General features: G+C 71.7%; 19 protein-coding genes and 1 pseudogene. 6 read left to right on the top strand and 14 right to left on the bottom strand.

What is annotated here, in order from left to right:
* Window positions 1-241: 241 nt before the first annotated feature.
* Complete coding sequence (locus B9S58_RS06265) at window positions 242-1,795, bottom strand: DUF6056 family protein (RefSeq protein WP_103531177.1); 1,554 nt, start codon at window positions 1,793-1,795, stop codon at window positions 242-244.
* An 8-nt stretch (window positions 1,796-1,803) separates the two neighbouring features.
* Window positions 1,804-3,345 carry a glycosyltransferase gene (locus B9S58_RS06260; protein WP_103531127.1) on the bottom strand — a complete coding sequence of 514 codons (1,542 nt, stop codon included), beginning with the start codon at window positions 3,343-3,345 and terminating at the stop codon, window positions 1,804-1,806.
* A gap of 256 nt (window positions 3,346-3,601) precedes the next feature.
* On the opposite strand from B9S58_RS06260, the gene B9S58_RS06255 reads away from it, so the two are divergent.
* Both B9S58_RS06255 and B9S58_RS06250 read left to right on the top strand, forming a co-directional pair.
* Window positions 3,602-5,749, top strand: coding sequence for a TPM domain-containing protein (locus B9S58_RS06255; protein WP_181009207.1), 2,148 nt, complete (start codon window positions 3,602-3,604; stop codon window positions 5,747-5,749).
* Window positions 5,750-5,805: 56 nt separating this feature from the next.
* Window positions 5,806-6,519, top strand: a complete 714-nt coding sequence (locus tag B9S58_RS06250) for a PspA/IM30 family protein (protein ID WP_103531126.1) — start codon at window positions 5,806-5,808, stop codon at window positions 6,517-6,519.
* Between the two features lie 22 nt (window positions 6,520-6,541).
* On the opposite strand, the gene B9S58_RS06245 is transcribed toward B9S58_RS06250, so the two are convergent.
* The 5 genes from B9S58_RS06245 to B9S58_RS06225 all read right to left on the bottom strand — a co-directional run bounded on the left by B9S58_RS06245 (window position 6,542) and on the right by B9S58_RS06225 (window position 11,891).
* Window positions 6,542-9,109 (bottom strand): SpoIIE family protein phosphatase, encoded by a 2,568-nt coding sequence (locus B9S58_RS06245; RefSeq protein WP_103531125.1) that lies wholly within the window; start codon window positions 9,107-9,109, stop codon window positions 6,542-6,544.
* Window positions 9,110-9,323: 214 nt separating this feature from the next.
* Window positions 9,324-9,848 carry an ATP-binding protein gene (locus B9S58_RS06240; RefSeq protein WP_103531124.1) on the bottom strand — a complete coding sequence of 175 codons (525 nt, stop codon included), beginning with the start codon at window positions 9,846-9,848 and terminating at the stop codon, window positions 9,324-9,326.
* Window positions 9,849-9,964: 116 nt separating this feature from the next.
* On the bottom strand, window positions 9,965-10,369 hold the full coding sequence (locus B9S58_RS06235) for an NUDIX domain-containing protein (protein WP_103531123.1): 405 nt from the start codon (window positions 10,367-10,369) through the stop codon (window positions 9,965-9,967).
* A gap of 330 nt (window positions 10,370-10,699) precedes the next feature.
* The gene (locus B9S58_RS06230; RefSeq protein ID WP_103531122.1) at window positions 10,700-10,900 is read right to left on the bottom strand and encodes a hypothetical protein; all 201 of its coding nucleotides are present in this window, start codon (window positions 10,898-10,900) and stop codon (window positions 10,700-10,702) included.
* Window positions 10,901-11,138: 238 nt separating this feature from the next.
* On the bottom strand, window positions 11,139-11,891 hold the full coding sequence (locus B9S58_RS06225; protein WP_103531121.1) for a GntR family transcriptional regulator: 753 nt from the start codon (window positions 11,889-11,891) through the stop codon (window positions 11,139-11,141).
* A gap of 348 nt (window positions 11,892-12,239) precedes the next feature.
* On the opposite strand from B9S58_RS06225, the gene B9S58_RS06220 reads away from it, so the two are divergent.
* Entirely contained in the window at window positions 12,240-13,655 is a 1,416-nt protein-coding gene (locus B9S58_RS06220) for a glycoside hydrolase family 18 protein (RefSeq protein ID WP_103531120.1), read from the top strand.
* Between the two features lie 92 nt (window positions 13,656-13,747).
* On the opposite strand, the gene B9S58_RS06215 is transcribed toward B9S58_RS06220, so the two are convergent.
* Window positions 13,748-15,334 (bottom strand): S8 family peptidase, encoded by a 1,587-nt coding sequence (locus tag B9S58_RS06215; protein ID WP_103531119.1) that lies wholly within the window; start codon window positions 15,332-15,334, stop codon window positions 13,748-13,750.
* Window positions 15,335-16,030: 696 nt separating this feature from the next.
* Between B9S58_RS06215 and B9S58_RS06210 the strand changes: the two genes are divergently transcribed.
* Window positions 16,031-18,745 carry a glycosyl hydrolase family 65 protein gene (locus B9S58_RS06210; protein WP_103531118.1) on the top strand — a complete coding sequence of 905 codons (2,715 nt, stop codon included), beginning with the start codon at window positions 16,031-16,033 and terminating at the stop codon, window positions 18,743-18,745.
* Between the two features lie 72 nt (window positions 18,746-18,817).
* Window positions 18,818-19,066 carry an SCO4226 family nickel-binding protein gene (locus B9S58_RS06205; protein ID WP_103531117.1) on the top strand — a complete coding sequence of 83 codons (249 nt, stop codon included), beginning with the start codon at window positions 18,818-18,820 and terminating at the stop codon, window positions 19,064-19,066.
* A 153-nt stretch (window positions 19,067-19,219) separates the two neighbouring features.
* Here B9S58_RS06205 and B9S58_RS06200 read toward each other — a convergent pair whose 3' ends face one another.
* The 4 genes from B9S58_RS06200 to B9S58_RS06185 form a co-directional block, all read right to left on the bottom strand.
* The gene (locus B9S58_RS06200) at window positions 19,220-19,801 is read right to left on the bottom strand and encodes a hypothetical protein (RefSeq protein ID WP_103531116.1); all 582 of its coding nucleotides are present in this window, start codon (window positions 19,799-19,801) and stop codon (window positions 19,220-19,222) included.
* Between the two features lie 52 nt (window positions 19,802-19,853).
* The gene (locus B9S58_RS06195; protein WP_103531115.1) at window positions 19,854-20,969 is read right to left on the bottom strand and encodes an SPFH domain-containing protein; all 1,116 of its coding nucleotides are present in this window, start codon (window positions 20,967-20,969) and stop codon (window positions 19,854-19,856) included.
* 29 nt (window positions 20,970-20,998) lie between these two features.
* Window positions 20,999-21,436, bottom strand: coding sequence for an NfeD family protein (locus B9S58_RS06190; RefSeq protein WP_103531114.1), 438 nt, complete (start codon window positions 21,434-21,436; stop codon window positions 20,999-21,001).
* 205 nt (window positions 21,437-21,641) lie between these two features.
* Window positions 21,642-21,992, bottom strand: a complete 351-nt coding sequence (locus tag B9S58_RS06185; protein ID WP_103531113.1) for a 5-carboxymethyl-2-hydroxymuconate Delta-isomerase — start codon at window positions 21,990-21,992, stop codon at window positions 21,642-21,644.
* A gap of 124 nt (window positions 21,993-22,116) precedes the next feature.
* Here B9S58_RS06185 and B9S58_RS38760 point away from each other — a divergent pair.
* Window positions 22,117-22,290: pseudogene (locus tag B9S58_RS38760) on the top strand (alpha/beta hydrolase); the annotation flags it as partial.
* A 159-nt stretch (window positions 22,291-22,449) separates the two neighbouring features.
* On the opposite strand, the gene B9S58_RS06175 reads toward B9S58_RS38760, so the two are convergent.
* Both B9S58_RS06175 and B9S58_RS06170 read right to left on the bottom strand, forming a co-directional pair.
* Window positions 22,450-22,779: a hypothetical protein gene (locus B9S58_RS06175; RefSeq protein ID WP_181009203.1), complete on the bottom strand. Its 330-nt coding sequence runs from the start codon at window positions 22,777-22,779 to the stop codon at window positions 22,450-22,452.
* A gap of 61 nt (window positions 22,780-22,840) precedes the next feature.
* On the bottom strand, window positions 22,841-23,497 hold a 657-nt coding region (locus B9S58_RS06170), incomplete at its 5' end, for a transposase family protein (protein ID WP_181009202.1).

Genomic DNA, 23,497 nt, shown 5'->3' with positions numbered 1-23,497 from the left:
CAGGCTCACGGCTGCCCTGGGAGCGGAACGTCGAGCCCCATTCCTGGTCAGGGGCTTCCCCCGTGGGGACGCGCACAGCATCCGTGCGGTGGAACGCGACCGCGGCGTGTTCCGTTCCCACCAGCCTTGTCAGCACCAGGGCAACAGCGAGAACGACCGGGCGCGACGCACGCACGGAGAACTCCCCCGTAGATCACCAGAACATGAGGTTCCATGAGAGGGGGTTCCGCTTGAACAAGATCTACGAGTCTTCTGTGATGGTCATGTGATCATCGGACATTTTCTGGAAGTTGTGTCCTGCGACCCCGTCCGTGACCCGGTCGAGCCCGTACAGGTCGGCAACACACCCGCCTGGCCAGTACGAACGCCCGCCCTGGCTGAACGGCTCCAGCATGTTGCTGATCACCAGCCGTTCGTACGGAAGGACCCGCCTCCCGGCCGCCTCGCCCTCGCGCAGCCGGCGGTCCTGGGCGTCCCACTTCTCGGCCCGGTCCCGCATCGCGGAGTCCAGGTTGCTCAGGGCCACGGCCGGGCCGACGCAGACCAGGACGCAGAGCGCGGCGCAGACGGCCTTCGCCGGGGCGGTGCGGCGGGTGTGCCGGCGGAGGGCCAGGCCCAGCAGGGCTCCCGCGCCGACGAGCAGGATCACGTACAGCAGGAGGTAGTCGTTCCACAGCCGGTTGGCGCTCGGGTCGCTCACCCGGTCGCCGAACACCGGGTAGGCGATGACCGTGCAGAGGTAGCCGGAGACGAGGAGCACCAGCGCCCCGGCGGCGGTCAGCAGGGGCCGGTGCGCGGGCGGGCGGGGTGTCGTCCCGTCCGCCCGCCGGCACAGCAGCCCCAGCAGTACGCCCGCCGCGACCGCGCCGACGTACTGCCAGGTGGTGACCACGGTGACGGTGATCTCGGCGAACGCTCGCAGCGACGCGGCGAGGGAGTCGGGGGCGAGCAGGGACGTGGTCTCCGCGCCGAACCGCTCCCTGCGGCGCATGGAGCCCGGCGAGGTGATGAGGACGACGGCCCCGGCCGCCGTCCCGGCGGTTCCCGCCGCGCACCACCGGCGGACGAACCCCCGGCCGGGGGCGGGGACGACCCGGCCGGACAGCAGGAGCACGGTCAGGAGCACCATCACGACGACGATCGCCGTCTCCTCCGACAGCGTGGCGAGGAAGGCCCCCATGAGCGCCGCGACGGCGAGCGCGAGGGCCCGCCCCCGGCGGGTGCGGGCGAGCAGGAGCGGGATCAGGGCGGCGCAGGCCAGGACGGGCGGCAGCGTGTGCGAGACGGACGCGGCGGGCCAGAAGAACGTCTTGTACGTGTTCGGCGTGACGAACAGGAAGAGCGCGGTGGTCATGGCCGCGAGCAGGAGCGGCAGGCCGTGCGGGGTGCGCAGGCCGGCCCGGCGCAGCGCCAGGACGGCCACCGCCCAGAGGACCGCGAGCACCAGGGCACCGCTGACCAGGGGGAACCACTGGTGTCCCGCGACCTGGAACTTCGCGTACGCGCCGACCATGAGCGCGTTGGCGACCCGCCCGTTGTCGTCGAAGTAGAACTTCCCGACGAGGCCGGTGACGCCGTCGTCCCGTACGACGGGCAGGAAGCACCAGTCGTCCGCCCCGGGCCTCACCCACCGCCCGGACCAGGACGCGGCGGCGAGCAGGGCGAGGGGCGGGAGCGCGAGGGCACTCACCCACAGGGCGGTCCAGGGGCGGTCCGAGGGACGGCCGGCCCGGTCCGGGGTGTCCTCGCTCCGCAGATCCCCGGGGGCGGCGGTTACGGGAACGTCGTCGGACATCGCGGCCTTCACCGGTCCTGGGGCGAGCGGGTGGGCAGCGGTGCGGGCGCCGGACGGCCGTCGTCCAGACCCTCCGTACCGGCCGGGCCTCCCACAGTCCCCGGTACGACGTCGTCGGCCTTGGTCCGGCCCGAGGTGATCGCCCAACGCGCCAGCAGGAACGAGACGGGCGTGACGAGGACACCGGCCGCCAGCGCCGCGAGGTTCTTGTCCATCCCCAGGCCGCTGACCGCGCCGTAGAGCAGCGCTCCGGACGCCACCAGGTTGACCAGGCTGGAGAGGGGATAGCGGACGAACGCGTGCCAGGTCGGCCTCGTCCGGCAGGTGACGTAGGAGTTGAGCAGGAACGAGCACACGACGCTGACCGCGTAGCCGATGACATGGGCGGTCAGGTAGGGGATCCAGCGGTTCAGCGAGGCGTAGATCCCGAGGTAGACAGCGGTGTTCACGCAGCCGATGAGGATGAAGCTGCCGAACTGGCGGACGGTACGGGACAGGCCGGGGGCAGGTGCGAGCTCGGGGGCGGCGGTCGTGGGGGCGGCACGTTCGGCCGGGTCCCTGGTGACCACCGGGCCTCCGGTGAGCTGCGGGCGCGACGGCGGGCCGTCCGGCAGCGTCCGGCAGGTCGCGTCGGTCTCCCGCACCACGTAGGGCGGGCGGTGTTTCGCCTCGTGGTAGATGCGGCCCACGTACTCCCCGATGACCCCGAGCGTCACCAGCTGGATGCCGCTGAGCGCGACGACGACGGTGAGCAGGGTGGCGTAGCCGGGGGTGTCCGCCCCGTGCAGGACGACGCCCACGACCGTCCACAGGGCGTAGGCCAGGGCCGAGACGAAGACCCAGAAGCCGGTGTAGATCGCGAGGCGGAGCGGCCGGTTGTTGAAGGACAGCAGCCCGTCGATGCCGTAGTTCAGCAGCCGCTTGCTGCCCCACTTGGACCGGCCCGCCACCCGCTCGCTGTTGCGGTAGCGGAAGGTGACCGTGTCGAAGCCGATCCAGGAGAAGATCCCCTTGGAGAAGCGGTTGCTCTCGGGGAGGGACAGGACGCTCTCCACGGCCCGCTTCGACAGCAGCCGGAAGTCCCCCGACCCGTCGATGAGCTCCACGTCCATGCAGCGGCGGACGAGCGCGTAGTAGGTGTGGCTGAGGGTGCTGCGGAGCATGCCCTCGCCCGTGCGGTCGCGGCGCGGGATGACCTGGTCGTAGCCGTGCCGGTGCAGTTCCAGCATGCGGGGGATCAGCTCGGGCGGGTGCTGGAGGTCGGCGTCCATGATCACCACGGCCGCGCCGCGCGACATGCGGAGGCCGGCGAGCATGGCGGCCTCCTTGCCGAAGTTGCGGCTGAAGGCGGTGTAGTGGACCCGCGGGTCGCGGGCGGCGAGGGCGCTCAGCAGGAGGCGGGTGCGGTCCCGGCTGCCGTCGTCCACGTAACAGACCTCGAAGCTGTCCCCGAGGGGGTCCAGGACGCCGACCAGGGCGGCGTGGAAGGCCTCGATCACCTCGGCCTCGTCGAAACACGGCACGACGACCGACAGCTGAAGGCCAGTCACACGCCACCTCCGGACTTCGGGTCTCTCCTGGGTGCCGGGCCTCCCGGCGCGGCACCGTCGGCCTCCGGCACCGGACCCCGGGACGCGCCACGTCCGCCCCATCTGACGACGGGCGGCGGCCCCCGCCGCCCCGCACACGCGCAGGAGGACTCCTTTCGCGCGCCCTTTCATGCGAACAGCCGACGCGGGACGGCAGAACGCCGGGTCGCGAGGGAAGAAAAGCGCACATAGCCTCGCAGAGGTGACATCTCCCCGACTGCCACGGCCCCGGAACACCGCGCCGGGCAGAACCTGGCTGCCCGGACTTCTCGCCGGCCTGCTCGCCGCGCTGTCCGCCGTGTGCTGGCTGGTGCTCCCCGCCGCCGTGAGCGCCCGCGCCGACGACCCCGTCGAGCTGTCCCGGGACGGGCAGATCACCGACCGGGTGGGGGCACTGGGCGACCGGGCGGGGCAGGTGGAGGACGCCCTCGACCGGTTGTACGAGAACGAGCGCATCCAGCTCTTCGTGGTGTACGTACGCGATTTCTCCGGCCGGTCCGGACAGACCTGGAGCGACGGGACCGCGGACCGCAACGGCCTGGGCCAGGACGACGTGCTGCTCTCCGTCGCCACCCACGACCGGCAGTACGCCTACTCCGTCGACGCCGGCTCCCCGCTCACCGACGAGCAGCTGCGGGACGTGGCGGGCACCGCGATCGAACCCGCGCTGCGGGAGAACGACTGGGCGGGGGCCGCGATCGGCGCGGCCGACGGCTACGGCTCCGTACTGGCCGGACGCCCGGTGACCGCCCCCGCCATCACCCCGGGCCCCGCCGACCCCGGGGCGGGGGACTCCGGCTCCACCGGTGCCCGCGACTTCATCCTGCCGGTGGCCGTCGTCGCGGGCGCGGTCGTGGTCGCCGCCTACGCGTACGCCCGGCGCAGACGGCGTACGGCGACCCGCACCACCCCGGCGGCGACCGGCTGGGGCCGGGGCGCGGGGGCGGGCGGTGCGCCGGAGCCGCCGACACCGCTGCCGGAGCTGGACGGGCAGGCCAAGGAGGTGCTGGTGGACACCGACGACGCGGTACGCACCAGCGAGGAGGAACTCGGCTTCGCCACCGCCCAGTTCGGCGAGGCGGCGGCGAAGCCCTTCACCGAGGCGGTCGCACGGGCCAAGGACGAGCTGACGCGGTCGTTCCGGTTGCGCCAGCAGCTCGACGACGCCTTCCCCGAGGACGACGCCACCCGCCGCCGGATGCTGGAGGAGATCCTGCGGCGGTGCGCGGCGGCGAACGAGGGGCTCGACACCGTCTCCGAGGACTTCGACCGGCTGCGCGCCCTGGAACGTACCGCTCCGCAGGCCCTGGCCGGCGTGGACGCCACTCACCGCGACCTCGCCGGACGGCTCACCGCGGCCGGGTCGGGCGTCGCCGGGCTGCGGAGACGGTACGGGGAGGGCGCCGCCGCGCCCGTGGCTGCCGACGTCGAACAGGCGAAGGACCGGCTCGTCTTCGCGGCCTCGGCCGTGGAACAGGCCCGTACGGCGGTCGAGGGCGACGAGAACTCCCGGGCCGCGGTGTACATCCGGGCCGCCGAGGGCGCGGTGGGCCAGGCGGGCACGCTGCTGGACTCGGTGGACCGGCGGGCGGCGGAGCTGAGCGAGGCCGCGCGGAAGCTGCCCGCCGCGCTGACCGGGACGGAGGCCGACCTCGCGGACGCGGGCGGGCTGCTCGAAGGGACCGCCGAGGGCGCGTCGACCGCGGACCTGCGCGGCCGGACCGCCCGCGCCGAGACCGTACTCACCGATGTCCGGGGCGTGATGGCCGCGGGACCGTACGACCCGATCGACGCGCTGCGCCGGGTGGAGGAGGCGGACGCGGCCCTGGACGAGGCGCTGGCCGGGGCCCGGAACCAGGAGCGGGGCGAGGCCAAGGCCCGGTCCCTCCTCGATCAGGCGATGCTCACCGCCCGGTCCGCGATCGGGGCGGCGGCCGACTACATCACGACCAGCCGGGGTGCGGTCGGCAGCCAGGCCCGTACCCGGCTCGCGGAGGCGCAGCGGCGGTGGGAGCGGGCCCGGGAGCTGTCGGGCACGGACGCGCGGGGGGCGCTGGCCGAGGCGCGGCAGGCGGACGCGCTGGCCGGACAGGCGATGAGCCTGGCGGAGCAGGACGTCCGCGGCTTCGGCGGAACGCAGGGTCCCGGCTCCCTGCGGGGCGGGGGCGGCGGCATGGGCGGGGCGGTGCTCGGCGGCATCATCCTCGGCGGGCTGTTCGGGGGCGGCGGCCGGGGCGGGGGCATGGGCGGCGGCTTCGGCGGAGGGTTCGGCGGAGGCGGCCGGTCCGGTGGCTTCGGCGGCGGGCCGGGCAGTTTCGGCGGGGGCGGAACACGGGGCCGCCGGGGCGGTGGCGGCCGCTTCTGAACGACCTGGGGGCAGGACCACAGCGTGACCCATCTCGACATCCAAGGAGCCGTGCCATGTCCAAGCAGACCGTCCTCGGCCGCGTCACCCAGCTCGCGAAGGCCAACGTCAACGCCCTCCTCGACCAGGCCGAGGACCCGCAGAAGATGCTCGACCAGCTGATCCGGGACTACACGAACAACATCGCGGAGGCCGAGCAGGCGGTCGCGTCCACCATCGGCAACCTCCGGCTGATGGAGCAGGACCACAAGGAGGACGTCGAGGCGGCGGCCGAGTGGGGCGGCAAGGCGCTGGCGGCCAGCCGGAAGGCGGACGAGCTGCGCGGGGCCGGGTCGGTGGCGGAGGCCGACACGTTCGACAACCTGGCCAAGGTGGCGCTGGGCCGTCAGCTCCGGTCGGAGCAGGAGGCGAGGACCGCCGAACCGACGATCGCCTCGCAGACCGAGGTGGTCGACAAGCTGAGGACGGGGCTCGACCAGATGAAGGCCAAGCTCTCCGAGCTGAAGGCCAAGCGGGACGAACTGGTGGCGCGCGCCGAGTCCGCCCAGGCGCAGAACCGGATGATGGACGCCGTGAAAAACATCGACGTCCTCGACCCGACGAGCGAGCTGAGCCGCTTCGAGGACAAGGTGCGGCGCGAGGAGGCGAAGGCGCTGGGCAAGCAGGAGCTGGCCGCCTCCTCGCTGGACGCCCAGTTCGAGCAGTTGGACAGCCTGGGCGACAGCGCGGAGGTCGAGGCCCGGCTGGCGGCCCTAAAGGCCGGCGCGTGACGCCTGGTGTGCCGGGCGGGGTTCAGTACATGCTCAGGAGCTGCTCCACGGACAGTTCGGCGGCCGGGGCCCCGTCCGGCAGGGCCAGTTCGAACCACACGGTCTTGCCGCGCGGGGTGCGGCGCGAGCCCCAGGCGGTGCTGAGCAGCCCGACCAGCTGGAGGCCGCGTCCGCCCTCGTCGGTGTCGCGGGCGCGACGGCGGCGCGGCTGGACGAGACCGGCGTCCCACACCTCGCAGACCAGGGTGCGGTCGCGCAGCAGCCGGAGCCGGATCTCGCCCTCGCCGTAGCGCAGGGCGTTGGTGACCAGTTCGCTGACGAGGAGTTCGGTGGTGTCGACCAGTTCGTCGAGGTCCCAGGCGACCAGCTGGGAACGGGCCAGTTCACGGGCGCGCCCCACCGAGCGGGGTTCGCGCGGCAGCGTCCAGTCCCCCACCGCCTCGGCGGGCAGCCCTTGGATACGGGCCATCAGCAGGGCGATGTCGTCCTCGCCGTGCCGGGTGTCGAGGGTGCTCAGAACGTGGTCGCAGGCGTCCTCCAGCTCCATCTGCGGACCGGTGAGCACGGTCCGCAGCGCGTCCAGGCCCTCGTCCAGCGGCTGGTCCCGGGACTCGACCAGGCCGTCGGTGTAGAGGGTGAGCAGGGCGTTCTCGGCGAGCTCGACCTCGACCTCCTCGAACGGCTCGCCGCCGACGCCCAGCGGCATGCCCGGGGGTACGTCGACGAGCCGGGCGGGCCGGCCGGGCTCGACGACGGCCGGGGGGAGGTGCCCGGCGTTGGCGAACGTGCAGCGCCGGGTGACCGGGTCGTAGACGGCGTACACGCAGGTCGCGAGATACACCTCGGAGAGGTCCGCCTCGCGGGACTTCTGCGCGGCGCGTGAGGGCCACTGCGCGCCCCCGCTGCCGCCGAGGCCCTCGCTGCGCTCGCCGACGCCCGGGGAGCCGAGGCCGCGGGCGACCTCGTCGAGGGCGGAGAGCACTTCGGCCGGCTCCAGGTCGAGGAGGGCCAGGGTCCTTACGGCGGTGCGCAGTTCGCCCATGGCGACGGCGGCGCGCAGGCCGCGTCCCATGACGTCGCCGACGACGAGGGCGGTGCGGTGGCCGGGCAGCTCGATCACGTCGAACCAGTCGCCGCCGACCTCGGTGGCGGTGTTGCCCGGCAGATAGCGGCAGGCGATGTCGAGACCGGCGGCCTCGGGGTCGCCGGGGGGCAGCAGGCTGCGCTGGAGGATCAGGGCGCGTTCGTGCTCGCGGCGGTAGAGGCGGGCGTTGTCGATGCAGACGGCGGCGCGGGCGGCAAGTTCGGTGGCCAGCGCCCGGTCGCGCTCCCCGAACGGCTCGCTGCCCTTCGTACGGGAGAACTGGACGAGGCCGACGACGGTGTCGTGCGCGACCATCGGCACGGCGAGCGTCGACTGCACGAAGCCCATCTCGTCGCCGGGGACGTCCTCGACGTGGCCCGAGCGCAGCGCGACGGCGCAGGGCGAGCCGAAGGGGTAGCGGTGGACGGAGCCGAGCGCGGGCGGGAGATCGTCCGGGCCCGGGGGTCCGCTGCCCGCCACGGCGGTGGGCAGGGCGTCGGCGACCGCGCTGGCGTGGGCCACCCGGCGCAGCTCCGCCGAGCCTCCGGCGGACTCGCGGTGCGCGGGCGCCCAACTGCCGGGAGCGGCCTCCTCGCCGGTGAGCAGCCCCTGGTAGAGGTCGACGGTGGCGAGGTCACAGAAGCCGGGGACGGCCACGTCGAGGAGCTCGCGGGCGGTGGTCTCCAGGTCCAGGGAATTTCCGATGCGGGCGCTGGCCTCGTTGAGAAGGGCGAGGTTGCGGCGGGCACTGGCCGCCTCGCGGGCGGCGATGTGCCGGCGGGTGACGTCGGTGGCGAGGCCGGCGACGCCGACGGGACGGCCGGCTCCGCTGTGCACCCGGTAGAGGTTCATGGACCAGTGGCGGCGCTCGGTACCGCCGGGGGCGGTGCCGACGAGCTGGAGGTCGGTGACGGACTCCCCGGTCTCCAGGACCCGCTTCAGGGTGGCGGACAGCCGGTCGGCCTCGGCCCGCGGCAGATAGTCCTCCACCGTGCGGCCCTGGTGGTCCTCGGCAGCTCCTCCGAAGACCGTGGCGAAGCGCTGGTTGGCCCGGACGACGGCGAAGTCCATACCGAACAGCACGAAGCCGAACGGAGATTGGCCGAATATGGCTTGTGATGCGGCGAGGTCCGTCTCAATGCGCCGCAGGGCCCGGACGTCCACGACGATGCAGAGCGCGGCCCGCTCCCCCTGCCCCGTCAGACTCGGCATCACATAGACCTCGGCGACGCCGTGCGCCCCGCCCTCGCCCGGCATCCGGAACGGGACGAGGCCCGTCCACTCCTTGCCGTCGAGGATCTCGCCGACCCGCCGGTGGCCGTCCGAACGCAGCTCGGCGGGCATGAAGGCCTCCACCGGGTCGCGGCCGATCGCCTCGGTCGAGGCCATGCCGAAGAGACCGGCGGCCCGGCTGCTCCACTGCTCGATCAGACCGTCGGGGCCGATCGAGAAGGAGGCGACCCTGATGTAGTCATAGATGGAGCCGGGCGGGCTGCTCTGCCACACGACATCGCCCGTGGTCCCGACGACATCACCCGTTGTCCCAGGTATTTCGCTCACGCGACCGTCCCCTCCAGCTCACACACCGGACCGGTCCTGCCCGCAGTATTCAGCACTACGGCCCCGACCGACACGGCGTTCACGATCACAGCAAGGTCTCAGTCCCTTTCAGCCAGGTTCTGCCCGACCTCTGGTGATCGCTGTGCTTCCCTCCACTCTCCTAACCAGGGAGAGCCAGCTCGAACCACACGGTCTTGCCACTCTTTCCGCGACGGGTCCCCCAGCGACGTGCGGAACAGGCCACGAGCTGGAGCCCCCGGCCGCCTTCGTCGTCGGGTCCCGCACTGCGTTCGGTGGGTGGATCCGGAAGCGGATCGGAGACTTCCACCAGCAGTCCCGGGGCGATGGGAAGGCAGTCGGCGAGTGGACGGCCCCCGGTGAAGCCCCCGGTCAGATCCCTGACGAGCCCGCCGACCGCCGGACCGCTGCCGTTGCTGCCGTTGCTGCCGTTCGAACCGTCGGGGTGCGAACGGACCAGACGTACACCGATGGGTCCGGAGGCGTACCGCAAGGAGTTGGTCACCAGCTCGCTGACGAGCAGGACCGCCAGGTCACCCACCGCCGCGTCGAGGCCCCACGAGCCCAGGGCACCTCGGACGGCATGCCGGGCACCGCGCACGGAACCCGGTTCCGCAGGGAAGGTCCACTCGGCGCAATCGCCTTCGGTATCGATCACACCGATCACTTCCCAGGGACGACCACGGGCGCACCCATTGACAAATGGGGACTAAACAGCCCATACCCGCCATCTATTGCTTACTACCGCGCGACCTTGCGTTTGGTGCATACGGGCGCACCGGGTCAGGTCAGGGCGCCCGTCGCCTTGAGGTCATCGAAGAGCAACTGGTCCACGGGCGGCACCAGGGCCCGGTCGGCGAAGGAGAACCATGCCATCTCCTCGATCTCGCTGCTCGCGGCGAGCGTGCCGCGGTAGTCGCCGTAATAGCAGCTCATCCGTACGACGGCGGCGCCGGGCCGGTCGTCCACGGGGGCCTCGTACGTCCCGGCGTGGACGACGGACTCCCGGATCAGGCCGACCGTCAGCTCCTCCTCGATCTCCCGCAGAAGAGTCTGCAGATCGGTCTCCGCACCCTCGCGCTTGCCGCCCGGGATGTAGAAGACCTCCTTGCCGCGGGGCCGTGCGCAGAGGATCCTGCCACCCTCGATCCGCACCCACGCCACCGTGTCGATCAGCACCGCCACCACTCCGCCCCGCTCGCCGCACCTCCGGCGGCTTCCGCACCCCCGGTCCGGGCGGGACTCTACCGCCCGGACCGCCGACGTACGGAACGCGGGGGCAGCGGCAGGGGCAAGAACGGGGACGGGGACGGGGGCGAGCGAAGAGTGGCTGTAGAAGGCTGAGGCCGGGGCGGAGGCGGGCGCAGGGATGCACACGGCGCACGCGGGCACGGAGGCGCTTCGGGAGAGCCCGTGGGATCCAGGACCCCCCGGGGGGGCGGAACGGAACAGAACGGGCCCCGGAGGTCCCGGGAGGACGGAACGGGCCCCCGGGACCCCACCGGGCCGTCCGTCGCGTCAGGGCCCGCCGCCCTGCCCCACACGCTCCACCCGGTAGACCTGGTGGCGATGGTGGCCGTCGAGGCCGTCGGCGACCTTCTGCGCCTCGGCCTGCGTGGCGTATCTGCCCACGCGGTAGCGGTTGCCGCCGTCGTCCTGCCGTATCACCTGCCAGGGGAGCACGGCACCGCTGTCGCTCATCGTGTCACTCCCCCGCATATCGCCACTCTTCCCACCGGCGTGCACGTCTCTAAGGATCCCCAGGAAACCGCAGTACGCATATGCCCGAGCGTACGCCTGACCTTCACTCAGTGCAGGCGGGTTTGCACAAAGAGATACACATCCGGCCATCACGAAAGGGGCGCATCAGCAGGATGCGCCCCCTCGTGACTCAGCGGCATGCCCCATCAGCCCCGGGCGGCGCCTCCCACCGGGCCCGACGGGGCGTCACCTCACCTCATCTCACCGGCAGGTGGTAGGCGATCCGGTACCGGTCGGCCGGCACCACCACGTCGGCCGTCTCCACGGCCCGGCCCGAGGCGTAGTACGTACGCCCGATGACGATGACCACATGCCCGGGCACGCCGCCGAGCGCCAGGAGCTCCTCCGCCAGCCCCGGGCGCGCACCGACCTCCTCGGCGACGTTGTCCACGACCACGTCGATCGCGGCCATCCGGTCAACCACCCCGCAGCCGCCCAGCGGACCCTCCTCCGGCAGCATCACGGGCGTCCGGCCGGTGACGGCGAGCGGCTCCCAGGAGGTGGAGAGCATGATCGGCTCGCCCGCCTCCCGGAAGACGTAGCGCGTGCGCATCACACGGTCACCCGGCTCGATTCCCAGCCGCCCGGCGACCTCGGGGCTCACCTCCTCCTGCTCACTGCGGGACTCCCAGGTCCCGCGCGCCCCCTCGGCCGTCTGCTCCTGCCGGAACGGACTGGCCCCCTTGCCCGGCCGGTAGCCGGAGCGGGCGATCATGCGGGGCACGGGACGCTCGCGCACATACGTGCCGGAGCCGGAGCGCCCCTCGACGAGCCCCTCCGCCATCAGGACCTTCCGCGCTTCCAGGGCGACGGTGTCCGAGACCCCGTAGTCCTGCCGGATGCGGGCCTGCGACGGCAGGCGGGTATGGGGCGGCAGCGCGCCGTTGACGATCTTCTCCCTGAGATCGCTCGCCACGCGCAGATAGGCGGGCTGCTCACCGAAAGTCACAGGCCACTCCCAACAGGTTGACAGTCTGCGACAGCCTGACAACCGTGGGTTGTACACCGCAAGCATAGGCCAGGGTTTCACTCAATGTGATGACCTTGTGGCGTTCCGCGCATACTCGAACGCCGACACCAGGCCGACACCGGGCCGGCCCCGACCGTCTCCGCCCCGACCGTCTCCGCCCCGCCTCACCCCCGCCCCGATCCATGCCCACCCGAGCGGCCGCGAAGTCCGACAACTCCCGGACCCTTGACCACTTTTGGTCCAGACCAATACCTTCCTGTGCACAGCACGCCCCCGCTTTTCCTTCCGCTTTCCCTCCGCACCGGATCACGCACAGGAACGAGCCCCATGCGTCGAAGAAGCCTGTCCCGAATGACCATCGCCGGCGCTTCCCTGGCCCTGCTGGCAGGTGTCGCGCCCGCGGCCACGGCCAGCGCCGGCCACGACCGGAACAACGGCGGCGACCGCGGCAAGGACCACCACCGCCCCGCGTACAAGAGCATCGGCTACTTCACCCAATGGGGCGTCTACGGACGCGACTTCCAGGTCAAGGACCTGGACACCAGCGGGACCGCGGCCAAGCTGACCCACATCAACTACGCCTTCGGCAACGTCAGCGCCGAGGGCAAGTGCTTCACCGGCAACATCCCCGGCCAGGCCGACGCCTGGGCCGACTACGCCCGTCCGCTCGACGCGGCGGGATCGGTGGACGGTGTCGCCGACACCGACACCCAGCCGCTCGCGGGCAACTTCAACCAGCTGCGCGAGCTGAAGGCCAAGCACCCCGGCCTCAAGGTCATGATCTCGCTCGGCGGCTGGAGCTGGTCCACCCACTTCTCCGACGCGGTCCGCACCAAGGCCTCCCGCAAGGCGCTCGTCGCCTCCTGCGTCGACCTGTACATCAAGGGCAACCTCCCGGTGGACGGGGCGCGCGGCGGCAAGGGCGCCGCGGCCGGCCTCTTCGACGGCATCGACGTCGACTGGGAGTGGCCCGGCTCGGCGGCGAACGAGGGGACCGTCTTCCGCCCGGAGGACAAGAAGAACTTCACCGCGCTGATCCACGAGTTCCGCACCCAGCTCGACGCCCACGCGAAGAGCCAGGCGAAGGCCGAGGCGGAGAAGGGCAAACACAAGGGGAACGGGCACGGGCACGGGAAGCCGAAGCCCAAGCACTACGACCTGTCGGCGTACGTACCGGCCAACCCGGCCGCGATCGACGCGGGCTTCGACGTGAAGCGCCTCATGAAGGACTTCGACTTCGTCAACATCCAGGGCTACGACTACCACGTCTCCGGCGAGAAGAAGACGGCCCAGCAGTCGGCCCTGTACGCGAAGAACGACTTCAGCGTCGACCGGACCATACGCGACTGGGTCCGCCGCGGCGCACCCCGGCACAAACTCGTGATGGGTATGCCGACCTACGGCCAGGGCTGGACCGGAGTGAGCGGCGGCGGCACGGGCATGGGGCAGCCGGCCACGGCCCCGGCTCCGGCCACCTGGGGGGCGGGCTACGAGGACTACGAGGTCCTGAAGCAACTGGCCGCGTCGGGGACGTACAAGGTCCACCGTGATGTGAGGAACGGCCACGCCTGGCTGTTCGACGGCACCACGCTGTGGACGTACGACGACCCGCAGGTGCTGCGCACCAAGGCCGCGTACATCCGGGACAAGGGTCTCGGCGGGGCGATGTTCTGGTCGCTGGACGGGGACACGGAGAACGGCGAGCTGATCACCGCGGTCGACCGCGGGCTCAACCGCCGGTAGGAACCGGCGGGCACAAGGGGGCTGGGGCGGTCGGTTGTCACCCGACCGCCCCAGCCCTGTCGTGTCAGTGGTTCACCGGTGCCGCCGTCCGCTCAGAACTGCAGCGCCCAGCCGTTGATCCGCCCGGTGTCGTACGTCCAGTTGTCACTGACCCGGAGCTTCCAGGTGCCGTTGGCGGTCTCGGAGGAGGCGTTGACGTTGTACGTGGTGACCACGTTGTCGCTGCTGCCGCCGGAGCCGTACGCCTTCAGGTTGTAGACCGAACCGTCGGGCGCGACCAGGTCGATCTTCAGGTCACCGATGTAGGTGTGGGAGATGTCGACCGGGACGCTCAGCGTGGCCGGGGCGTTGCCGGAGATCCCGGTTACGGTGATCGGCGACTCGACGGTGGAGTGGTCGTTGATCGGGTAGTCGGTGTTGTTCTCGAACCTGTCACCGGGCGGCGGGGTGGTGCCGCCGTCGCCCACGTTGAGAAGGCGGTTGGGCGAGCCGCTGCCCGGGTTGCCCACGACGCCGGTGCTGGCGGCCGCGACGATGGCGGAGGAGACCTCCGCCGGGCTCGAACCCGGGTTCTCGGCGAGGTAGAGGGCTGCCGCGCCGGCGACGTGCGGGCTGGCCATCGACGTACCGGAGATGGTGTTCGTCGCGCTGTTGCTGGAGTTCCACGCCGAGGTGATCGAGGAACCGGGCGCGAAGATGTCCACGACCGAACCGTAGTTGGAGAAGCTGGAGCGGGCGTCGCTGCTGGTCGTCGAACCGACCGTGAGGGCCTCGCCGACGCGCGCCGGGGACTTGGTGGAGGCGTTGGTCGACTCGTTGCCCGCCGCGACGGCGTAGGTCACGCCGGAGGCTATGGACCGGCGCACGGCGGCGTCGAGCACCGAGTCCGCGCCGCCGCCGAGGCTCATGTTGGCGACCGCGGGCTTGACGGCGTTGGCCGTCACCCAGTCGATTCCGGCGACGACCCCTGCCGTGGTGCCGGAACCGTTGTTGTCCAGCACCCGGACGCCGACGATCTTCGCCTTCTTGGCGACACCGTAGGCGGTGCCCCCGACGGTGCCCGCCACATGCGTGCCGTGGCCGTGGCCGTCCTGCGCGACGTTGTCGTCGTCCACGGCGTCGTAGCCGTTGAAGGCCCGCCCGCCGAAGTCGTTGTGGCTGATCCGGACGCCGGTGTCGATGACGTAGGCGGTGACGCCCTCGCCGGCGGAGTCCGGGTAGGTGTAGCGCTGGTCCAGCGGGAGGTTCTTCTGGTCGATCCGGTCCAGACCCCAGGAGGGCGGGTTGTTCTGGGTGGCGGAGACCGTGAAGGTGCGGTTCTGGGAGACGGACGCCACGGCCGGGTCGGCGGCGAACTTCCGGGCCTGCGCGGCGGAGACCTCGACCGCGTAGCCGTTGAGGGCCGACCGGTAGGTCCGTTCGATGCTCGCGCCGTACTTCTTCGCGAGGGCCTTGCCCTTGGCGGTGTGGGACTTGGCGGCGTCATCCTTGAGGGTCACGATGTAGCTGCCGCTGATGGCGTCCACGGCACCTTCGTTGGCGATCACACCTTCGGGCGCCCGCTCGCTCGCGGTCGCCGGGAGCGCGGCCGCGGTGGAGAGCGCGAGGGCTGCCGCTGCGATGACGCTCGCCGTGGCGAGTCTTCGCCGTGCATGGGGGGTGTGGCGCGTCACTGACATGTGAGGGGTCCTCCTCATAGGCGGTGCTCTGGGGGGTACCGGAGCTTCATGCCGACGACAGCTCCGGACAGGGGCATGACAAATCAGCCGTCCGGCGCCCCGTTTTCTGCGCCGTACGCGAGCCGCATGCCCTGCTGCCAGCGAAAGATTGACCGATGCATGGCAAACCCACAAGGGTGCCTGTACGTGCTCCATTCACCTTCTCTACGCCTGACCGTCCGGCTTTCACGGCGGCCCACCGCTGTTCCATGGACCGGGCCCGATCCGCAAGCACCGCCCTGACCTGCCGCTTTCCGCTCAGCCGGGCCCTGGGACCGCAACGGCACCCCCGCCGGGGCCATCGGACCGAACGCGCTTTCCCAGCGGGCCGATTCCTTGTGGCGTCAGAAGGATTTCCTGCCGTTCGCCGCCCTCGCGATCTCCCCGGGCGAGGTCCGCACCCCGCTCGCCCGCCCACGGACACCGTCCCGACGAAGCCCGACCGCCTCGTGCCGATCTCTCCGTGAGGGCATGGCGACCCTTCCTCCACGGACCGCGGCGCGGCGGGCGTGGCCGGATACCGGCCCTGCCTCTCTCCCCCGACGGACGCGGGATCTGCTCCATCCGGCGGCCCGGCGGACGCCCGAAGCGGGATGGGCGCGCGGGCCCTGCGCGGCGGGAGGGCCGACGGCACCACAGCGTCCCTACCTTCGTACCGTGAGCCTCTCGCGTATCTCCGTCCTCGTGCCCCTGGCCGCGGCCGCCCTGATCGCACCGCTGCCGCCCCTCGCCGACGCGGCCGAGTCCCCCGGCCCGGTACCGCTGCCGGGCCCCGCCCACCCCTCCGCCTCCCCCGTGCCGGGCCCGACGGCGTCCCCGTCCACGGCCGTGCCCGCCTGCGGCCGGGCGGACGGTCAGGGCGCCCCGGGGACCTCCTGGTCTCCGACATCCACCCGTGTCGGGGAGGCGGAGGGCTACGCCCCGTACGTCGGCAACGGCTATCTCGGCCACCGGGTCCCCGCCACCGGCGCCGGATACGCGGCCACCGGCGGGAAGACCGGCTGGCCGCTCTACACGCCGCGCTACGACGGCGCGTTCGTCTCCGGGCTCTACGCCCGGGACAAGGCCGTCACCGAGGGCCGCGAGGTGATCGCCGCGCTGCCGAGCTGGACCAATATCGACGTGGCCGTCGGCAAGGAGACCCTCGGCACGGACACCCCGGCCGGCCGGATCTCGCACTACCGCCAGACGGCCTTCCACGTCTGCGGCCTCGTCCGCACCTCACTGCGCTGGACGACCGCGGACGGCCGGGCGACCGACCTCACCTACGACGTCCTGGCCGACCGCTCCGACGTCCACACCGGAGCCGTACGCCTGCGGATGACCCCGCGCTGGAGCGGCACCGCGACGGTCACCGGCCGGCTGGACGACCGGGGCGCGCGCCGGATCACGTTGCGCGAGGACGGCACGTTCCGCACGCTCGGCACCGGGACCGAGGGGGCCGTGGCGCAGGCGATGCGGCGCGGCTCGGGCGTGGTCGAGACCCTGCGGCCGAAGGCCCGTACGCCCCCGAGGGCGACCCCGGTCCGCGCGGGCCGGACGTACACCTTCGAGAAGTACGTCGGCGTCGACACCGCCCTGACCTCCCGCACCCCGGCCGAGGACGCCCGCGAGGCGGCGCACCGGGCGGCGCGGCGCGGCTGGGACCGGGTCTTCGCGGCGAACGAGGCCGCCTGGCGCGAGGCCTGGTCCGCCGATGTGCTGGTCCCGGGCGACCGTGAGCTCCAGGGCCGGCTGCGGTCGGCCCAGTACGGACTGCTCGCGAGCACCCGGCGCGGCTCCTCCGACAGCATCGCCCCCGCCGGCCTGACCAGCGACAACTACGCGGGCATGGTGTTCTGGGACGCCGAGACGTGGATGTTCCCGGGGCTGCTCGCCACCCGCCCCGAGCTGGCGCGCTCGGTCGTCGAGTACCGCTACCGCACCCGGGGCGCGGCCCGCGCGAACGCCGAGAAGTACGGCCACCAGGGCCTGTTCTACCCGTGGACCAGCGCGAGCCGGGGCCGGCTGGACTCCGAGTGCCAGAGCTGGGACCCGCCGCACTGCCTGACCCAGAACCATCTCCAGGGCGAGGTCTCGCTCGCCGTCTGGCAGTACTACCTCGCCACCGGCGACCGCGACTGGCTGGCGGCGAGAGGCTGGCCGCTCCTGCGCGGCATCGCCGACTTCTGGCAGTCGCGCGCCACGGCGAACACCGACGGCAGCTACTCCATCAACGACGTGGCGGGCCCCGACGAGTACAGCAACGGCGTCGACGACGGCGTCTTCACCAACGCGGTCGCCGCCACCGCGCTGCGCAACGCGACCCGCGCGGCCCACCTTCTCGGCCACCGCCCGCCGGCCGGCTGGAACGAGGTGGCGGACGGCCTGCGCATCCCGTACGACGCGGGGAAGAAGGTCTTCCTCCAGTACGCGGGCTACAACGGCTCCACGATCAAGCAGGCGGACGCGGTCCTGCTGACGTACCCGCTGGAGTGGCCGATGGAACCGGGCGCCGCGGCGGCCACCCTGGACTACTACGCGGCCCGCACCGACCCGGACGGCCCGGCGATGACGGATTCGGTGCATGCGATCGACGCGGCGGAGACCGGGGAGCCGGGCTGCTCGGCGTACACGTATCTCCAGCGTGCGGTGCGGCCGTATCTGCGGGGCCCGTACGACCTGTTCTCCGAGGCACGCGGTGAGAAGTCCGGAGCCCAGGACCCGCTGTCGGGCTTCCCGGCCGATGACTTCCTGACCGGGAAGGGCGGCTTCCTCCAAGTGTTCACGCACGGCCTGACAGGCCTGCGCCTCCGCGAGGACGGCGTACGCCTGGACCCGACGCTGCCGCCCCAACTCCACGAGGGCGTCACGTTGAAGGGCCTGCGTCACCGGGACGCCGCGTACGAGGTCGAGATCGGCCCCCGGACGACCACGGTCCGCCTGACCTCGGGCACCCCGTTCACGGTCCACACGGCTAAGGGCCCGTACCGCCTGGACTCCACGCTGACCCTCCCCACCCGCCGCCCCGACCTGACGCCGACGGCCGACGCGGCACGCTGCCGCCCGGTGACCGCGACCTCCGAGGCCCCGGGCCGGTACGCGGAGGCGGCGGTGGACGGGGCCCCGGCGACGTCCTGGTCCCCGGACGGCGCGGAGGGATCCCTGACGGTGAACCTGGGTGCCAGGCCCCTCCGGCTCACCTCGGTCACCCCCGTCCGGAGCGACATCGCCCGCGTCCCGCACACCGTGGAGACCTCCCTCGACGGCCGCTTCTGGCGCCCCTACCTGGCGGGTGACACGGCCCGCCAGGTTCGTGTGACGGTCCGCTCGGAGGACCCGGAGAAGCCGGCGGGGATCGCGGAGCTGCGGGTGGAGACGGGCGGACGGTAGAACGCGCCCGCGCTCGGCATCAGGTGCAGCATGGAAGAGGGGCCGCATCCCACATCCGGAGGTGTACGGGTCATGGGCATGTACATGGATGTCCACCGGGGCATGAAGGGCATCACGTCCGATCAACTGAAGGAGGCCCACGCGGCCGACGTGGCGATCGAGAAGGAGGAGGGCGTCCACTTCGAACACGCCTGGGCGGACCCGCAGTCCGGCACGGTCTACTGCCTGTCCACGGCCCCCTCCGCTGAAGCGGTCCAGCGCGTCCACGAACGCGCGGGCCACTCGGCGGACGAGATCCACGCGGTGCCGCTGGCGGTCTGACCGGGCACGCGGTGCCCGTCGGCAGGGTGACCGGACCGAAACCCGAGCCGCCGACGACGGGCACCGCCGGAGAGTCGTACCCGGCAGGCCGTCTGCCCGTCTGGGTCGTCTGCCCGCCTGCCTGTCGGTCCGGGAGACGGGCTCTTGTCTGCCCTACCCGGCCGGAGGTGTCACCTCCAGGATCGTCGCCGTGCCGCCGGGCACGGCGGTCTCGTACAGCGTGATCCGGTCCCCCGGGACGAGGTGCGTCCACCGGGCAGGGTTCAACGGCAGCAGACGCACGGGAGCCCGAGCGCCTGGCTCGATCGCCCGCGCGAACTCCACCCACACCCGGGCGATGTCCAGCGCGGGCACACCACCGTCCCCCCGGTCACCGGTGTCCCACATCGGCCGCAGCACCACGCCACCGGGAATCGGGGTGCGCCGGGGCCCTTCGCCGGCGGGGCGGAGGGTGAGATCGGCCCGAATGACGCCGGAACGCGTCTCCGTCTCCCGCCACCAGCACCACTGCCGGCTCCGCTCGAACCCCAGCATCCCGGCCGCGCGCGCCAAGTCGTCCCAGAAGCCCTCCGGCGCGGTCCACGCGTCGCCCAGTTCCTGGAGCAGGTCGAGCGCCACCTCCCACTCGTCGTGCGCGAGGTAGTCCCAGACATCGGAGACGGTGATGTCACTGTCGGTGGCGACGCTCTCCGGTACCAGCAGCGACGCGGCCTCCAGTATGCCGACGACGTCCATGCGCCGATTGTCGCTCGATCGCCGGACGTCTGCCCCGACCCGCTCGATCGCCTCAATCGCCGGACGTCTGCCCCCGACCCGGCAGCCGCGTCTCTCCCGCGGCCTCGGCCTCGGCCTTGGCGTCGCTCACCGCGGCGGCGGCCTCCTTCGCGGCCTCGTCGGCGGCGGCGACGGCATCCAGCGCGAGCGTCGAGTTCGGCTCGATCTCCGGAACCCCGACATTGTCCTTGTCGCTGTCCGCGACGTCGGCGGCGGCCGCGCCCTCGCGCCGCACGGAGGGGGGCGGTCCCGTGTCCGACGACTGGTCGCCGAACGCGGTGGAGACGGTGCGGATCGCCTCGGTCAGCTCGCCCGGGATGACCCAGAACGTGTTGTTGTCGCTCTGTGCCAGATGCGGCAGCGTCTCCAGGTACTTGTAGGCCAGGACCTTCGCGTCGGCGTTGTTGCGATGGACGGCCTGGAAGACGAGCTCCACCGCCTTCGACTCACCGTCCGCCCGCAGGATCATGGCCTGCTGGGTGCCCTGTGCCTCCAGGATGTCCTTCTGCTTCGTGCCCTCCGCGGTGAGGATCTTGGCCTGCCGCTCACCCTCTGCGTGCAGGATGGCCGCGCGCTTGTCACGCTCGGCCCGCATCTGCTTCTCCATCGCCTCTTTGATGGTGTTCGGCGGATCGATGGCCTTGATCTCGACCCGGTTGACCCGGATGCCCCACTTCCCGGTGGCTTCGTCGAGCACGGCACGGAGCCGGGCGTTGATCTCCTCGCGCGAGGTGAGCGTCCCCTCCAGGTCCATGCTGCCGATGACGTTCCGCAGAGTGGTCACGGTGAGCTGATCGATGGCGTGCAGATAGTCGGCGACCTCGTAGGCCGCCGCGCGCGGGTCGGTGATCTGGTAGTAGAGCACGGTGTCGATGTTGACCACGAGGTTGTCCTCGGTGATCACCGGCTTGGGGTCGGACGAATACACCTGCTCGCGCACGTCGAGCTTGGTGTTGACGCGGTCCGCGACCGGCAGGACGAAGTTCAGGCCGGGCTGCAGCGTCCGGCGGTACCGGCCGAACCGCTCGATGTTGAAGCGGCGCGCCTGCGGAACGATCCGCACGGTGGCGGCCACGAGAAAGACCACGACGATCGCCGCCAGAAGAATCGTGATGCCGACCGGATCCATGCTTCCTCCTTCGCTGCGTGTTCAGGCGTTCACGGAAGGAGCTCGCGGGGGTACACGACTGCTGTGGCGCCTTCGATCTCCATGACGTCCACCAGCGCTCCCACCGGGATCACCTGGCTTTCGTCGAGGGTGCGAGCGGTCCACTCCTCACCGGAGACCTTGATCAGCCCGTGGGTCGCGGTGACCTCCTGCATGACCTCGGCCCGCTTCCCGATCAGCGCATCGCTGCCCTCGTGTGTCAAGGGCGCCTGCGCCATGTGGCGCAGCGCGACAGGACGTACGAGAGCGAGACCCGCCACCGCCGCCAGTCCGAGCGCCACGAGCTGGCCGAGCAGGCCGACGCCCACTCCGGCCACGACGGCAGCGACCAGTGCCGCTCCGGCCAGCAACCCGAAGACCAGCGTCAGAGTGAAGAACTCCGCGGCGCCGAGCGCCGCTGCGGCGAGCAGCCATGCGAACCACGGCATCGAATCAGCCTCCCCAAGGGGACCTATTCAGCTATGTACCCTTCAGACGCCGGACGGAACCGTCTGCCCTGCCAGATCTACGATCGGGACGCGTCGATCACGCCGGAACACGCCCGGAACTTCGAGGGAAGGGCCCGGACACAGGAATGCAGGGGACAGGGGATGCGGGGGCAGCGCACATCGACTGTTTCGGAAAGCGAGTGTGTCAGCGCTTCCGGTAGGACGCGTCCAGGGTGGGGATCTCGACGGAGGAGTGCAGGGTGACGCCGTCGACCGGCTTGACCTGGGTGGCGATCAGAGCGAGTACGGAGTCCGCGAGACGGATCTTGGTCGCGTCGGTGCGGCCGTGGAGCAGGGCGATCTCGATGTGCAGGACGGCTCGGCCTTCGGTCTCGGCGCCCACGACGAAGTCCTCGACCCGGCGGGAACGGGTCTTGCAGGCCTCCAGGCGAGCGTCGACGGTGGCGACGACGAGCGGGTGCAGGGCCAGCGCGGGGGCCTGCCGGTCGAAGGCCGCGTCGAGCGTGCCGGAGTAGTCGACGGTGATCTGCGGCATGGCGGGCAACTCCTCGGAGGGCGGCGCGGGTCGGAGACATCCGCTGGTACGGATGGAACGGTAGCCGACCGCGCGGCGAGTAGCCTCGCCCTCCGACGAGCTTCGAGTACGGGAGATCAGGACGGTGCGCAGCGCCAGGGTGACATCCAACGGTGACCGGATGCGGTGGGTCGAGCTGCCGGGTGCGGACCCCACCCGCGTCTACGTCCACGGGCTGGGCGCCACCTCACCCGCCCACTTCACGGAAGGCGCGGTCCACCCCCTGCTGGCGGGGCGCCGTTCACTGCTGATCGACATGCCGAGCGGCCGAGGGCGAGTCGAAATCCCAGTCCGGGAAACAGCGAGGGGCCGACTCCGGAACGAGCCGACCTCGATTGACCTGCGTGTTCGTCAGGCCACCGTCGCGGTGTCGCTGTATCCGCTCACACGTGGAAGCCGAATGGCCGGAACCGCTCAGTCACCGGTCCGGCGAAACGCCTTGGGTGAGCTCTTGGTACGCATCCATGACGTCACCGACGTGGAGCGTGGTGACCTCGTCGGGCGGCGGGACTCCGGAACTGCCGTGCAGGTCGTAGATCCGCAGATCCCGCACCGCGGCGGCCTTCCGGCCGAACTCCCGCGCGAAGCGACCGTTGCCGAGTCGGTCGATGAACCCACTGGCGACGGCGAGGTCACAAGACGTGCGCAGCGCGACCGCTGCCTCGTCGGTGAGGACATCCCCTTGGGCCCGCAGGAACGACTCCGCGATCAGCACAAGTTCTTCGGCCGCATAGGTGGGGAAGTCCACCCGCGTGATGAACCGGGAAGTGAAGTTGACCCAAGGCCGGGTAGTTAGGGCCTGCCGATTATCAACTCGCTGTCTTGATCTTTGGTGTTGGGGTGATGCCGAGGTGTGCGGCGAGGTCTGCGAGGTCGTCCAGGGTGGCGAGGCGGTGCTCGGCCGGGGCGATGACGTGCCCGATCTCGTCGAGGAGTTGGTGGGTTTTGCGGATGCGCCGGTTGATGGTCTGGGGTGCGACCGCGAAGAGGCGGGCGATGACGACCTGCGGGAGCCCGAGCCGCTCGTAGAGGAGGGTGGCCAGGAGCCGGTCGACGAGGGTGAGGCCGGGGCGTCGGCCGGTGTAGAGGCCGACGGCCGGAGTCTTCTGCCGGTCACCGCCGCGCCGCTGGTGGAGATCTTCTTCTCTCTGGGCCATGCGGGCTGCCGCCAGCTCGCCGACGAGCTGGTCCCACTGGTGCTGGTCCATGCCGGTCAGAGCCGGGTGGACCAGCCAGGCGCGGCCGGGGCCGGGCTGGAGCTGGGGCAGGATCGGAGGGATTCCGTCCCGACTGTGCTCCTCGGGGCGGAGGGTGTAGTTCCAGTCGCCGTGCCAGTCGTGGCGGTTCAGCGGCAGGGCGGTCATCTGCCCGTCACTGACCCTCACTCCTGTCTCATAGGCGGTGGTGTCGAGTTCGGCCCGGACCGTGAGGCCGGTGCGGGTAGTGGTCGCCGCGATGCTGTCGAC

This window comes from Streptomyces sp. SM11 (genome assembly GCF_002910905.1).
GTDB lineage: Bacteria > Actinomycetota > Actinomycetes > Streptomycetales > Streptomycetaceae > Streptomyces.
Note: the sequence above shows the minus strand (reverse complement) of the source record. Positions and strands in the feature narration are given on the sequence as shown.

Coding starts and splice junctions, on each gene's coding strand:
- B9S58_RS06265 (WP_103531177.1), bottom strand. CDS start 1,795: ATGTCCGACGACGTTCCCGTAACCGCCGCCCCCGGGGATCTGCGGAGC.
- B9S58_RS06250 (WP_103531126.1), top strand. CDS start 5,806: ATGTCCAAGCAGACCGTCCTCGGCCGCGTCACCCAGCTCGCGAAGGCC.
- B9S58_RS06230 (WP_103531122.1), bottom strand. CDS start 10,900: ATGCGGGGGAGTGACACGATGAGCGACAGCGGTGCCGTGCTCCCCTGG.
- B9S58_RS06220 (WP_103531120.1), top strand. CDS start 12,240: ATGCGTCGAAGAAGCCTGTCCCGAATGACCATCGCCGGCGCTTCCCTG.
- B9S58_RS06215 (WP_103531119.1), bottom strand. CDS start 15,334: ATGTCAGTGACGCGCCACACCCCCCATGCACGGCGAAGACTCGCCACG.
- B9S58_RS06205 (WP_103531117.1), top strand. CDS start 18,818: ATGGGCATGTACATGGATGTCCACCGGGGCATGAAGGGCATCACGTCC.
- B9S58_RS06200 (WP_103531116.1), bottom strand. CDS start 19,801: ATGGACGTCGTCGGCATACTGGAGGCCGCGTCGCTGCTGGTACCGGAG.
- B9S58_RS06195 (WP_103531115.1), bottom strand. CDS start 20,969: ATGGATCCGGTCGGCATCACGATTCTTCTGGCGGCGATCGTCGTGGTC.
- B9S58_RS06190 (WP_103531114.1), bottom strand. CDS start 21,436: ATGCCGTGGTTCGCATGGCTGCTCGCCGCAGCGGCGCTCGGCGCCGCG.
- B9S58_RS06185 (WP_103531113.1), bottom strand. CDS start 21,992: ATGCCGCAGATCACCGTCGACTACTCCGGCACGCTCGACGCGGCCTTC.